Origin of the sequence: Amycolatopsis iheyensis, assembly GCF_024703995.1 — a bacterium.
GTDB lineage: Bacteria > Actinomycetota > Actinomycetes > Mycobacteriales > Pseudonocardiaceae > Amycolatopsis > Amycolatopsis iheyensis.
On record NZ_JAMXQV010000027.1, the window covers coordinates 74,146 to 87,055 of the forward strand.

At 71.5% G+C, this 12,910-nt stretch carries 11 protein-coding genes and 1 pseudogene; 3 read left to right on the forward strand and 9 right to left on the reverse strand.

Annotated features, from left to right (window positions below; all coding sequences use genetic code 11):
- Window positions 1-60: 60 nt before the first annotated feature.
- The 3 genes from M8542_RS38595 to M8542_RS38605 all read right to left on the reverse strand — a co-directional run bounded on the left by M8542_RS38595 (window position 61) and on the right by M8542_RS38605 (window position 3,051).
- On the reverse strand, window positions 61-714 hold the full coding sequence (locus M8542_RS38595; protein ID WP_257925309.1) for an NAD(P)H-dependent oxidoreductase: 654 nt from the start codon (window positions 712-714) through the stop codon (window positions 61-63).
- 23 nt (window positions 715-737) lie between these two features.
- Window positions 738-1,772 (reverse strand): NADPH:quinone reductase, encoded by a 1,035-nt coding sequence (locus M8542_RS38600; protein WP_257925310.1) that lies wholly within the window; start codon window positions 1,770-1,772, stop codon window positions 738-740.
- A 76-nt stretch (window positions 1,773-1,848) separates the two neighbouring features.
- On the reverse strand, window positions 1,849-3,051 hold the full coding sequence (locus M8542_RS38605; protein WP_257925311.1) for a cytochrome P450: 1,203 nt from the start codon (window positions 3,049-3,051) through the stop codon (window positions 1,849-1,851).
- Window positions 3,052-3,179: 128 nt separating this feature from the next.
- Here M8542_RS38605 and M8542_RS38610 point away from each other — a divergent pair, with 128 nt between their 5' ends.
- Window positions 3,180-3,980: a class I SAM-dependent methyltransferase gene (locus M8542_RS38610; protein WP_257925312.1), complete on the forward strand. Its 801-nt coding sequence runs from the start codon at window positions 3,180-3,182 to the stop codon at window positions 3,978-3,980.
- 90 nt (window positions 3,981-4,070) lie between these two features.
- Here M8542_RS38610 and M8542_RS50125 read toward each other — a convergent pair whose 3' ends face one another.
- Both M8542_RS50125 and M8542_RS38620 read right to left on the reverse strand, forming a co-directional pair.
- A complete protein-coding gene (locus M8542_RS50125; protein WP_276587679.1) occupies window positions 4,071-5,258 on the reverse strand; it encodes a glycosyltransferase in 1,188 nt (395 codons plus the stop codon).
- Window positions 5,259-5,425: 167 nt separating this feature from the next.
- A pseudogene (locus M8542_RS38620) lies at window positions 5,426-5,548 on the reverse strand (adenosylhomocysteinase); the annotation flags it as partial.
- A gap of 62 nt (window positions 5,549-5,610) precedes the next feature.
- Here M8542_RS38620 and M8542_RS38625 point away from each other — a divergent pair.
- Window positions 5,611-6,546, forward strand: coding sequence for a putative sugar O-methyltransferase (locus tag M8542_RS38625; protein ID WP_257925313.1), 936 nt, complete (start codon window positions 5,611-5,613; stop codon window positions 6,544-6,546).
- Complete coding sequence (locus M8542_RS38630; RefSeq protein WP_257925314.1) at window positions 6,543-7,532, forward strand: NAD-dependent epimerase/dehydratase family protein; 990 nt, start codon at window positions 6,543-6,545, stop codon at window positions 7,530-7,532. The genes M8542_RS38625 and M8542_RS38630 overlap by 4 nt, the downstream gene beginning before the upstream one ends.
- Here the strand turns inward: M8542_RS38630 and M8542_RS38635 are convergent.
- The 4 genes from M8542_RS38635 to M8542_RS38650 all read right to left on the reverse strand — a co-directional run bounded on the left by M8542_RS38635 (window position 7,524) and on the right by M8542_RS38650 (window position 12,803).
- Window positions 7,524-8,900 (reverse strand): NDP-hexose 2,3-dehydratase family protein, encoded by a 1,377-nt coding sequence (locus M8542_RS38635; RefSeq protein ID WP_257925315.1) that lies wholly within the window; start codon window positions 8,898-8,900, stop codon window positions 7,524-7,526. The genes M8542_RS38630 and M8542_RS38635 overlap by 9 nt on opposite strands.
- 183 nt (window positions 8,901-9,083) lie before the next feature.
- Entirely contained in the window at window positions 9,084-10,400 is a 1,317-nt protein-coding gene (rubN8, locus tag M8542_RS38640; protein WP_257925316.1) for an amino sugar nitrososynthase RubN8, read from the reverse strand.
- 15 nt (window positions 10,401-10,415) lie between these two features.
- Window positions 10,416-11,651, reverse strand: a complete 1,236-nt coding sequence (locus tag M8542_RS38645) for a class I SAM-dependent methyltransferase (protein ID WP_257925317.1) — start codon at window positions 11,649-11,651, stop codon at window positions 10,416-10,418.
- Window positions 11,652-11,681: 30 nt separating this feature from the next.
- A complete protein-coding gene (locus M8542_RS38650) occupies window positions 11,682-12,803 on the reverse strand; it encodes a DegT/DnrJ/EryC1/StrS family aminotransferase (RefSeq protein ID WP_257925318.1) in 1,122 nt (373 codons plus the stop codon).
- Between the last annotated feature and the right edge of the window lie 107 nt (window positions 12,804-12,910).

Below are 12,910 nucleotides of genomic sequence, written 5' to 3' on the forward strand. Positions count from 1 at the left end.
ACCCGTTCCGGGAGGAACGGGGTGGGCTTTCGGTTTGGTCCGGGCCGATCCGGCGCCCGGTCAGCTCTTGCGCTGCTGCCTTCCCGCGGCCATGAACGCCCGCAGCGGCGCCACGGCGTGCTCGCCGGCGCCCGCCTCCACCGCCGCCGCCAGCGCGGTCAGCTGGAACGACGCGATGCGCACCGTCATCGGGTCCGTGATCGCCGGGACGAAGCCCTGCTCGTCCTCCGCGTCCACCAGCTTGCCGTCGGCCTCCGTGAGGACCACCCAGGGGCCGCTCACCACGTGGGCGTGGCAGTCGTGCAGGACGCGGCCCAGGTCCGTCAGCACGTTGCGGCCCAGGCCGCGGCCCGGGGTCGCCACCATCGTCACGACGCTCTTGCCGTGCAGGGCCGCGTTCACCATCGGGCGGGACACCCAGTCCACCGCGTTCTTGAGCACGCCGGGGATCGAGCTGTTGTACTCCGGGGTGACGATCAGCAGGCCGTCCGCCGCACGCACGGCTTCCCGCCACCGCTGCACCGGGGCCGGGCCGCCCTCGCGGGTGTCCAGATCCCCGTTGTACAGCGGCAGGTCGCCGAGCCCGTCGAAGACTTCGATCGTCATGCCCTCCGGGGCCAACGGCCGGACCGCCGCCAGGAGCCGGGAGTTCAACGACTCCTTGCGCAGCGACCCGGAAACGCCGAGGATCCGCACTTCACCACTCGCCTTCATGGTTGCCTGGGGTTTCGAACCGGTCAGGACGCCGGCTCACTCACGTCGACCAGCACCTTGCCGACGACGCCATTCTGCACGGCGTCCTGCGCGTCACCCGTTCGCTCCAGCGGGAACCGGTGCAGCGGCAGGCCGACCTCCTCGCCCGCCGCGATCGCCCCTTCGGCCGCCGCCCGCGAGACGTCGGCCGACGCGCGGTCCTTGTCCGCCGCGGGCATCGTCATCACCATCACGAACTGGAAGCGCAGGTTGCGCCCGATCGTCTTGCGGGTCGGGAACGCCAGCACGGCGTCGCCTTCGGTGCCGTACGCGGCAATCGTGCCGTTCGGGGCCAGTACTTCGATGCCGGTGTCGATGTTCGCCGTCGCCGCCACCTCGACCAGCAGGTCGACGCCGTCCGGGGCCAGCGCGCGGATGTCCTCGACGACCGTGTCCGACCGGTAGTCGACGGTGTGCGCCGCCCCGGCCGCCAGCGCCAGCTTCGCCTTCTCCGGGCTGCTGACCGTCGCGAGCACCGTCGCCCCGGCCCAGGCGCCGAGCTGGATCGCGGCCTGGCCCACCCCGCCGGCGCCACCGGCGACGAGCACCGTGGACCCCGCCAGCGAGCCGCGCTCCAGGCGGGCCGGCGCGTTCTGGCCCGCGAGCAGGCAGCGGTGCGCGGCCACGGCACGCAGGCCGAGGCTCGCGCCGGTCTCGAAAGTCACGTTGTCCGGCAACGGAACCGCGTTGCGGGACGGGACGACGGTGTATTCGGCGGCCGTCCCTTGTGGACGCTTGTACGCCGCTTCCCAGACCCACACCCGCTGTCCGACCCGGCTCGGGTCGACGCCCTCCCCGACGGCGTCGACCACGCCGCCACCGTCGTGGTGCGGCACCACCTCGGGGTACATCAGGGCCCCACCCCGGTGCCCGAACTCGCGGGCCTTCCAGTCGGAGTGGTTCACCCCGGACACCACGACCCGGACCCGGACCTCGCCGGGGCCCGGCTCGGGCACCGGGCGCTCGACGAGCTGCAGGACGTCACGGTTCCCGGTCGTCGTATACACGATCGCCTTCATGCCGGGAACGTAACCGCCGTTCTCCAGCACTGGCAACAGGTCCCGCGTGAATCCGTCAACGTGGCGGATGCGCCGCTCAGCGCCGGAAGACCTGGACGGGCAGCTGGGTGACGCCGATCATCGTCCACGGGTTGCGGAGGCCGACCGGCACGTCCTCGCGGACGCGGATCTCGCGGTAGCGGTCCATCAGGGTGCGCAGCGCGACCCGCGTCTCGAGCCGGGCCAGCGGCGCGCCCAGGCAGTGGTGGATGCCCTTGCCGAACGAGAGGTGCGGGTTGGGCTTGCGGTGGATGTCGAACCGGTTCGGGTCGGTGAACACGCTTTCGTCGCGGTTGGCCGTGGTCAGCCAGATCAGCACGATCGACTCGGCGGGGATCGTCTGCCCGCCGAGCTCGACGTCCTTCGTCGTGCGCCGGGCCGAGCGCGGGAACGGCGGCCGGAACCGCACCGACTCCTCGATCGCGCCCGGGATCAGCGCCGGGTCGGCTCGCAGCTCCTCCCACAGCCCGGGGTTCTCGTGCAGCGCCAGCAGCGTGTTGCCGAGCGCGGCCGTCGTCGTGTGGTGGCCGGCCACCAGCAGGTTGAGGAACCCGAGGGCCTCGTCCTCGTCCAGCCGCACGCCGTCGGCCTCGACCGTCATGAGCCGCCCGGCGAGGTCGTCGCGGGGGTTCCTGCGGGCGGCGCGGAGGATTTCCATCAGGTACTGGTTCAGCTCACGCAGCAGCGGCGCGACGTTGTTGATCGCGTCTTCGCCCTGCTTGTCCATCGAGCCGTCCGGTTCGTAGCTCTGCACCTCGACGAACCGGTCCGACAGCTTGCGGATGAACGCGCGGTCGTTCTCGGGGATGCCGAGCAGCTCGGCCATGATCATGAACGGCAACGGGTAGCCCAGCAGCTCCACCAGGTCCCACCGGTCGCCGTTTTCCTCGGCGGCGTCGAGCAGCTGGGTGGTCATCTCGGCGATGCGCGGCTCCAGGTCGGCGACCATCCGCGGGGTGAACGCCTTGCCGACGATGCCGCGCAGCCGCTTGTGCAGCGGGTCGTCCGCGCGCACGAAGTTGCCCTTGTTGGACTCCTCGAAGTCCTTCTGCTTCGGCGCCAGCGGGGCGACCTCGGAGGAGAAGGTGACCGGATCGGTCTGCACCCGCTGCGTGTCGTGGTAGCCGAGCACGTGCCACGCCTTCATCTTCTCGTCGTAGTGCACGGCTCCGCGCTCGCGCAGCCCGTCGAGGTAGGCGAGGAAGTGGGACAGTGTCCGTTCCGACTGTTTCACACCCATGCGGGACACGGTATGACCGGCGGGCGGGCCCGGGGATCCCGCAAACTGCTAGTCGTCCGGCGGATTGCCGGACGGGCCGTCAACATGCGTGGTTGCGTGTGCTGTCAGGCGTCGGGAACACTGCGCTCATGGACGGCTTCGAACTGTACGAACTCGGGCGCAAGCTGATGGAACTCGGCGAAGACCCGGAAAAATCGGAATCGGCCGGGGATTCTTCGGGCCGGCCGCCGACCGCGACGTCCGTGGACGAGCGGCTCGCCGCGGCGGCCGGGATCCAGCAACCCGACCAGATCAAGGACCTCGTCGAGACCCTGGAAAGACTGGCGGGCCGGCTGGCCGGGACCGTCGCGCCGGACACCTTCGACTGGTACACCACCGACACGCCGCCCTGGGACACCGGACGCCCGCAACCGGCCATCCGCGAGCTCGCCGAAGCGGGCGCGTTCCGCGGCCGGGTGCTCGAAATCGGCTGCGGCACCGGCGAAATCACGCTCATGGCGGCGGCGCTCGGCCGGCCGGCCGTCGGCATCGACCCGGCGCAGACGGCGATCGAGACCGCGCGGGGCAAGGCCCGCGACCGCGGCCTGGACGCGCGGTTCCAGGTCGGGAACGCCTTCGAACTGGGCAAACTGGGCGAACAGTTCGACACCGTGCTCGACAGCGGCCTGTTCCACGTCTTCAGCGATCCCGAGCGGGTGCGCTACGCCGACAACCTGGCCACCGTCATGCCGCCGGGCGCCCGGCTGTTCGTGCTCTGCTACAGCGACCGCCACCCGGCCGGCCCAGGCCCGCGGCGCGTGACCCAGGACGAGATCCGGGCCACCTTCGCGAACGGCTGGCAGGTCGACTCGATCGACGCCGCGACCCTGGACAACCGGATGTACGCCGACGGGATTCCGGCCTGGCTGGCCACGATCACCCGCGTCTGACCCGTGCGAACGTGGTGAACGACTCGTTCAGGTCGCCTGGCGACCTGAACGAGTCATTCACCACACGCGGTCTTGCGGAGGCGGGTGGCCTCAGCAGAAGTCGTGCAACCCCGCGGCCACGTCCGCCGGGCTCGGCATGGCGGCGATCTCTTCGGCGAGTGCCTTCGCGGCCTGGCGGGCGTCGGGGTCGGTCAGCAGTCCCGCCGCCGCCTCGCCGATCGACGCCGCGGACACCACGTCCGTGCGGCGGAGCTCCGCTCCCCGCGTGACTCCCTCGGGCAGCAGGCGTTTCCCGGCCCCGGCGGCGGACACCGCGCCGGCGTTGAGGAAGCCGTCGCCGGCCACCGGCACGAACAGCTGCGGCACGCCGGCGGCCGTCGCGCCGAGCGTGGTGCCGCCCCCGCCGTGGTGCACGGCCAGGTCCACCATCGTCAGCAGCTCCGCCTGCGGCACCCAGCGCTCGAGGTGGATGTTCGGGGCCAGCCCGCCGAACTCGGCCACCGGGATGTTCGGCCCCGCAGCCACCACGACCTCGACGTCCAATGTGGACAAGCCGTCGATGGCGGCGCGCAGGCCGGGCGCGGTGCCGACCACGGTGCCCAGCGTCAGGTAGACCAGCGGCCGCTTCCGCTCGGCCAGCGCGATCGCGGGCAGCTCACCGGGTTCGCTGTACGGCGTCGGGCGCAGCGGGCGACGCTCCGGCCGGCCCACGAACGACGCCTCCTGCAGCGACGACGGGTAGATGTCCAGGTACGGGTCGCCGAGGAGGTACTCCCCCGCGGGCAGCGTCACGCCGAACTCGCCGGCGACCCCGGCCAAGAGTTCCATGCCGCGCTGCCGCTCCCGGTCGGGTGCTTCCGCCCGGGCGTGGGCGTGGCAGACGGCGGGAATGCCCAGGCTGTGCGCGGCCAGGCCGGCACCCGGGTTGGCCGCCTGGTACACCACCAGGTCGGGCCGCTCCGCCCGCAGCACCGGCAGCAGGTCGGTGGCGACCCGGCGGGGCAGCACGTCGTTGAACACCCGGATCGGGTGCTCGAGCCAGTCGTCGCCGGGCGGGTCCCCGGGCTTGGCGCCCGACTCGGCGAAGACGACCTCGAAGGCCTCGCGGATCCCCATGCCCACCGCGGCGGTGCGGAAGCCGAGCTCCCGCAGCAACGGGTGGAACCGGTCACCGGTGGCGTAGACGACGTCGTGGCCGACCTGCCGGGCGGCGATGGCCAGCGGCAGCACCGGGTAGGCGTGGCCGTAACCGGGATGACTCGAAAAGACGATCTTCATCTCCGGTTTTGCCTTCCTGCGCGGGAGAAAACGGACAGTGAGCGAAGGCTAGTAAGCGGACGCCCCGGCCCCCATCCCTCACCTTGACGGCACGCGGGCCGCGCGAACGACCCGGCCGGGCCGCTGCCGGTGAGGCCGCGCTCACTCGCGCACCGAGCGACATGCCGCGCGGGCCGCGCGTGGTCTCGCGTCGAGAAGATGCCGCACGACGTCCAACGCACCTCGGCACCCCGCAAAACCAGCGTCCCGGTCTGCGCGGCCATGTGCAGCGAGCCCGACACCCGAGCACCGAGCGACAACTACTCACGCTACGGGCTGCCGGGCCCGCCGCGGCAGGTGTAGGAAATGAACCATGACCGAACAGGCGCAGCCGGTACGCCGGCGGTACGGCCCGAGCGCGCAGTGGGAGCACATCAACGAAGCGCACATCACCGAAGCGGCCGTGGCCGACCTCGCCGGGTTCAAGTCGAACGGCGTCAACTTCAAGCTGGCGCTGTGGAACCCGCACCCCAACGGCGTGCGGTACCTGAAGGCGCTCACCTTCGCCCTCGGCATGCGGCTCAGCCCCGCGAACCGGGAACGGTTGCGCCGCACGCGCAACCGCGAGGTCGGCGACCCCTATTCGGTGCGGTGCGACGGCGAGTCCGTCTGCCTCGACTACCTGCAGGCGGTGCACGAGGTCGAGGTCATGGCGGCGAACGTCGCCCTCGACGGCGCCCAGGTCGTCGAGATCGGCGCCGGCTACGGCCGGACCTGCCACACCATGGCGTCCAACCACGACCTCGCCGGGTACACGATCATCGACCTGCCGAACACCCTCGAGCTGTCGCGCCGGTACCTGCGGACCGTGCTGACGCCGGAGCAGTTCGCGAAGATCCGGTTCGTCGGCATCGACGAGATCGACGAGCAGGTGCGCGGTCACCGCTTCGACCTGTGCGTGAACGTCGACTCGTTCGCCGAGATGAGTCCCGACACCGTGCGGGACTACCTCGCGCTCATCGACGAGACCTGCGCGCACTTCTACGTCAACAACCCGGTCGGCAAGTACCTCGACAAGTCGCTGGACGGCCATTCGCAGGGCGCCGCGGTCGTGGAGCTGGCGCTCAGCAGCGGGCTGCTGCGGGACGTCATCGACATCCACGACAGCGAAGCCGTGCTGGCGAAGGTGCCCGCGTTCGTCTCCGCGTACCGGCCCGGCGAGGGCTGGGAGTGCGTCGCGCAGGAGCGCTCGGTCACCTGGAGCTACTACTGGCAGGCCCTGTACCGCGCCGCCCCGGTGCCGCGGTGAGCGACGAGCACCGGCCGCTGGTGGCGGTGCTGGGTGGTTCGGGGTTCGTCGGCGCCGCGGTCGTCGAGGCCCTCGCCCGGCGGCCGATCCGGCTGCGCACCGTCGGACGGCGGCCGCAGCCGGCGCCGGCCGGCGCCGTGGCCGAGGTCGAGGTGGTGCGCGCCGACCTCACGGCCCGCGCCGAGCTCGAAGCCGCGCTGGCCGGCGTGGACACGGTCGTCCACCTGCTGATGCACACCGCGGACTGGCGGGCGGCCGACGGCAACGCGGCGGCCGAACAGGTGAACGTCGGCGTGCTGCGCGACGTCGTCGAGCTGCTCGGGAACCGCGAGCGGCCGCCGGTGATCGTGTTCGCCGGCTCCACCTCGCAGGCTGGCCTGCCGGAGCGGATGCCCATGGACGGCAGCGAACCCGACCGGCCCACCACCGCCTACGACGTCCAGAAGCACACCGCGGAACAGCTGCTCAAGGCGGCCACGGCGGCCGGGCTGGTCCGGGGTGTCTCCCTGCGGCTGCCCACCGTCTACGGGGACAGCCCGCGGGGCCGGCTCACCGGCCGCGGCGTGATCTCCACCATGGTGCGCAAGGCTTTCGCCGGCGAGGAGCTCACGCTCTGGAACGACGGCACGGTCGAGCGCGACCTGCTGTACGTGCACGACGCCGCGGCCGCCTTCGTCGCCGGGATCGACCACGCGGACGCGCTCGCGGGTCGGCACTGGCTGCTCGGCACCGGGCAGGGCGTGCCGCTGGGCGACGTGCTGCGGACGATCGCCGCACTGGTGGGCGACCACCTGGGGCGGCCGCCGGCACCCGTCGTCTGCGTGGCGCCGCCCGATTTCGCGAAGGCGACCGACCTGAACAACGTCTCGATCGACTCGTCGAAGTTCCGGGCGGTCACCGGGTGGCAGCCGCGGGTGCCGCTGGCGGACGCTCTGCGGCGGTGCGTCGACGCCTACGCCGCGACCGCGTCCGCCAGTCTAAAGTAGACCGTTCAGCAGGCCGACGACCGCGAGCAGGGTCCGCGCCTGCATGTTGAGGTAGTGCCCGTGTCTGGCCAAGGAGTTCAGCTGTCCGGGGGTCACCCAGGCGTAGCCGGGCGGGGGTTCGGTGCCCGCGTCCGCCTCGTCGGCTTCGACGAGCAGGTACCGGCTTTCGGCGTTGAGGAACCGGCCGCCTTCGTCGGAATGCACCGCGGAGTACCGGATCCGGTCCACGCCGGCCCGGCGCACGAACTCGAGGAACGGCGGCCAGTCGCCGACAGGGAGGTGCACGTAGTTGTCCGGGGTGCACTGCACGGTCGGGCCGAGCTCGACGGTGTCGAGGAGCCCGGCCTCGGCTCTCGCGTGCACCAGCAGGTGCGGCACGCCGCCGAAGTGGCGGACCAGGAACGCGCAGAGCCCGAGCCCGACCGGCTCGAACAGCGGCTGCATCCAGGAGGTCACCTCGCGGTTGCCCGCCTCGACCGACACGCCGGTGACCCGGAAGTACCGCTGGTCGACGTGCTGGATGTGGTCGTCGGTGCGCACCCAGTCGCGCACGCCGGTGAGCGGGATGCGCTTGGACCGCACGCCGTGCCGGGCCCGCTCGTTGGTGAACCACGACAGCATTTCCGTGTCGGACCGCACCGCGCTCGCCTCCGCCGGCGCCGTCGGGGCGCAGGCGAGGACGCTGCGCGCGTCCATGTTCACGACGTTGTCGCGGCGCATCAGCTCGCCGATCTGGCCCAGGGTGAGCCAGCGGAAGTCGTCGTCCGGCGGGACGTCGTCGAAGGTCTCGATGATCATGTTGCGGTTGGACTTGCACAGGAACCAGGAGCCGTGCTCCGACTGCAGGACGTCGGCGAGCACCCGGCCGTGGGCCGCCCGCGTGAAGTACTCGAGGTAGCGCACGTGCGCGCCCCGGTGCACGCCGGTGTAGTTGCTGTGCGTGGCCTGCACGGTCGGCGAAAGCTGCAGCAGGTGCGGGTTGCCCGGCTCCATCTTGGCCTGCATCAGGAAGTGCAGGACGCCGTCGAACTCCTTGGCGAGGATGCCGAGGATGCCCACCTCCGGCTGCACGATGATCGGCTGCTGCCACTCGTGGCCGTCGATCACCACGTGCAGCCCCTCGACGCTGAAGAAGCGCCCGCTGTGGTGGCCGAGGTTGCCGCCGTCGGGGGCGAACGACCAGCCCTCGATCTTCTCGAGCGGCACCCGCTCGACGGTGAAGCGGTGGGCCTTCGCACGGCCGGCGAGCCAGGCGTCGAAGTCCTCGGTCCGCAGGCCCGTGCCGGCCGCGACGGCCCGCCGGGACCGCGCCAGCCGTGCGGGCAGGCGGGTGTCGTCCCGCGCCGCCAGCCGCGTCGCGATGGTCATGCTGGATCCCTTCGAGACATGGAGGAGCGCCCCAATGTGGCGTTGGGTGCGTCCAACGCACCCAATGTGGCGTTCGGTGCGCCCAACGCACCCAATGTGGCGTTCGGTGCGCCCAACGCACCCAATGTGGCGTTCGGTGCGTCCAACGCACCCAATGCCACATTGGGGCGCATCGTCGGCTCGCTAGCGGCTGTCGGCCGGGCGGGTGGCCCGCAGGCTCACGTAGTTGTTGTCCCGCTCCAGGCCCAGCACCTGCGCGCTGAGGTAGTCGACCCCGTCGGCGTAGGTGTAGGGCTGCATGAAGCGGCCGGCCCGCACGTCCCGGTACAGCCGGGCCAGCGGGTGCTCCGCCACGTACGTCGCCCCGCCGACGACGGTCACGCAGTCGTCGACCACCTCGGCCGCCAGCTGGTTCACCGTGACCTTGGCGCACTGGAACGGGGTCATCATCCGCCGGCCGCGCTCGCCGGAATCCATCTCGAGCCGCGGGGACAGTTCGTCGATGTTGACCAGTGCCGCCGACGCGGTGGCCTTCAGCGTGTACAGCCGCGCCTCGATCTCGGCGACCAGGGTGCGCGACGCCGCGGGCGCCTCGGCCGAACGCCGGGCGACGGCGTCCACCGTGAAGTCGCGGGCGGCCTGGGCGACACCGGCGTAGATGCCGAGCATGGCGACGGAACTGATCGCCTGCCCGGCGAGCGCGGCGTCGCTGTGCGCGCCGACACTGCCGCGCGCGAGCACGTCGCCGGCGGGCACCGGGCAGTCGTCGAAGGCGATGTCGAGCGTGCCGGACGCGCGCATGCCCAGTCCGCTCCAGCCGTCCACAATAGACAACCCGGGGGTGTCCCTGGCCACGATGGGCGCGTACAGCAGCGTTTCTCCCCCGGCCATCGGCGCCTGGGCGGAGACGACGAAGTGGGTCGCGATCGGCGCCATCGTCACCAGCATCTTGCGGCCGGACAGCAGCCAGCCGCCGGCGCCGTCGGGACGCAGCCGGGTGACCTCGCGGCCGAAGTCCTTCACCGCGCCGCACACCACGGCCTCGCCGCGGGCCATCGCGCGCAGCAGCCGTTCGGCCAGCGCCCGGGTCGGCGGCGCGCCGTGCTCCCACTCGTAGGTCAAGGTGATCCCGCGGCTGAGCTGGGCGTGCAGGGCCAGCGCGGTCGAGGCGTCCGCCTCGGCGACCCGCAGCAGCGCGACCGCGACGTCGTGCAGCCGGCTGACCCCCAGCCCGCCGAGCTCGGCGGGCACGGTGGCGCCCAGCACGCCGTCGACGCCGAAGGCGCGGAACGTCTCGGCGGGGAACGTGCCGTCGCGGTCGTTCGGTCCCGCCTCGGCGCGGATCCGCGGCAGGTGCCGGGCCAGGACGGCCAGCAGCTCCCGGCCGGGCGCGCTGACCGCGTCCGACAGGTCGCCAGGTGGCGTCGCCGGTCTTTCCGGTTCCGGGTCCAGCAAGGCCGCGCCGTTGTGCGATTGCGGCGCGATGTCGTGTTCCGGCATATCCCCCTCGATCCCTCAGAGCACCCGGACGTTCGGCACGTAGCTGATCCAGCGCCCGCCCGAGCGCCGGAACTCCTGCTCGTTCGCCATGATCTCTTCGGCGTGGTTCCACGCGAACAGCAGCGCGTAGTCCGGGTAGGGGTCGCGGAACGCCGTCGGCGGGACCACCGGGATGTGCTTGCCGGGTGTCATGCGGTGCTGCTTGGCGGGCGTGCTGTCGCAGACGTAGGACAGGAGCTCGGGCCCGATGTCGCAGAAGTTGGTGACGGTGGCGCTCTTCGCCGTGGCGCCGTAGGCGACCACGCTGCAGCCGTCCTTGCGCAGCCGCTCCAGCAGGTCCACGAGGTCGTCGCGCACGCGCAGCACGCTGGCCGCGAAGCCGCGCAGAGTCTCCATTTCGGATAGTCCGCGGGCGTCCTCTTCGGCCAGCAGGTCCGCGACGGCGGCGCTGGGCTCGCGTTTGCCGGCTCGCGCGAGCGTGTACCGGATCTCGCCGCCGTGCACCGGCAGCCGTTCGACGTCGACCAGCTCGAACCCGTAGTGCTGGGCCATGGCCTGCACCGACTGCGCGCTGAATACGAAGAAGTGCTCGTCGTAGATCTGGTCGAAGGACGTCTTCGTCACCAGGTCGCCGAGGTAGGGGTCTTCGAACACGAACACGCCGTCCGGGGCCAGCAGCGCGTCGACCCCGCGGAAGATCGAGTCCGGGTACGGGATGTGGCACATGGTGTTCGCCGCGTAGATGACCTGCGCCGGCCCTTCCGCCGCGCGGACCTCCGACGCCGTCGAGTCCTCGAAGAACGCGGTGCGCACCCGGACGCCGCCGGCGCGGGCCAGCTCGGCCACCCGCCCGGACGGCTCGAACCCCAGGTGGCGCACCCCGGCCTGGTGGATGGTGCCCAGCATGACGCCGTCGTTGCAGCCCATCTCGACGATGAACGGGTCCGGCCCGGTCAGCTCGGTCTCGAGGAACCGGCGCGCGACACCGGCGAAGTGCTCCCGCATCACCGAGGACCCCGACGAGTGGTACGGGTAGTCCTCGTGGAACATCTTCTCGCGCGGCACCGACTCGGTGAGCTGCACCATCGCGCACGACTCGCACCGCCCGACGGCGAGCCGGAAGAAGAACTCCGCGGCATCGCTGTCCGGCTCCCGGAACGCGTCGGACAGCGGCTGCCGCCCGAGGTCGAGGAACTCGTGGACCGTCCCCTCGCACACTCTGCAGGTGGCGGTCGCCAGTTCTCGCGGCATGGTGTTCCCTTCCGTACCAGGTGGGTTGACTCAGAGACCGGCCAGCACTTCGCGAAGGGCCCGGATCACCGTCTCCTGCCGATCCGGCGGCAGGGACGGGTACATCGGCAGCGAAAACACCTCACCGGCGAGCTTTTCGGTGACCGGCAGGGCACCCTGGGGGTAGCCGAGGTGCTCGAACCCGGTCATGGTGTGCACCGGCCACGGGTAGCTGATGTTCAACGAGATGTCGTACGCGCGCAGCCGTTCGATGATCTCGTCGCGCCGGGGATGCCGGACCACGTAGACGTAGTACACGTGCTCGTTGCCGGGCGACACCGACGGCAGCACGAGCCCGCCCGGCTCGGCGAGGTCGCCCAGTTCCTCGCTGTAGCGCTGCGCGATTTCCCGGCGTCCCTTGATGTAGGAGTCCATCCGGCGCAGCTTTCCGCGCAGGATCTCGGCCTGCACCTCGTCGAGCCGGCTGTTGTGCCCGGGGGTCTGCTCGACGAAGTAGCGTTCTTCCATGCCGTAGTAGCGCAGGCGCCGGAGATTCCGGTCGGTCTGCTCGTCTCCGGTGAGCACGGCGCCGCCGTCGCCATAGGCGCCGAGGACCTTGGTGGGGTAGAACGAAAACGCGGCGGCGTCGCCCATCGAGCCGGCCAGCCGGCCGTGGTGGAGCGCGCCGTGGGCTTGGGCGCAGTCTTCGAGCACGGCCAGGCCGTGCTCGGCGGCCAGCGCCAGCAGCGGGGTCATGTCGACGCACTGGCCGTAGAGGTGCACCGGGACCAGCGCCCGGGTGCGCGGGGTGATCGCGGCCGCGAGCTGCGTGGTGTCCATGAGGAAGTCTTCTTCGCGCACGTCCACGAAAACCGGCTTGGCGCCGGTGCCGTCGATGGCCACCACGGTCGGCGCGGCGGTGTTCGAGACGGTGATCACCTCGTCGCCCGGGCCCACGCCGAGGGCCTGCAACGCCAGCTTGACCGCGTTGGTGCCGTTGTCGACGCCGGTGCAGTGGGCGACTTCGTGGTAGGCGGCGAACTCCCGCTCGAACCCGGCCACGCTCGGTCCCAGGACCAGCTGGCCGGACTCGAACACCTTCGAGACCGCGGCGAGCACTTCGTCACGCTCGCTGTGGTACTCCGGCAGGTAGTCCCAGACCCGGATCGTCACCGTTGCCCTCCCTCTGCCCCTGCCGTGACCGGCATGGCGATCCCTGCTGCGTGAGCCGTGCGGCCGGCGGTCCCCCTGCCCGTCGAGCGACCGCGGCCGGAGGGCGA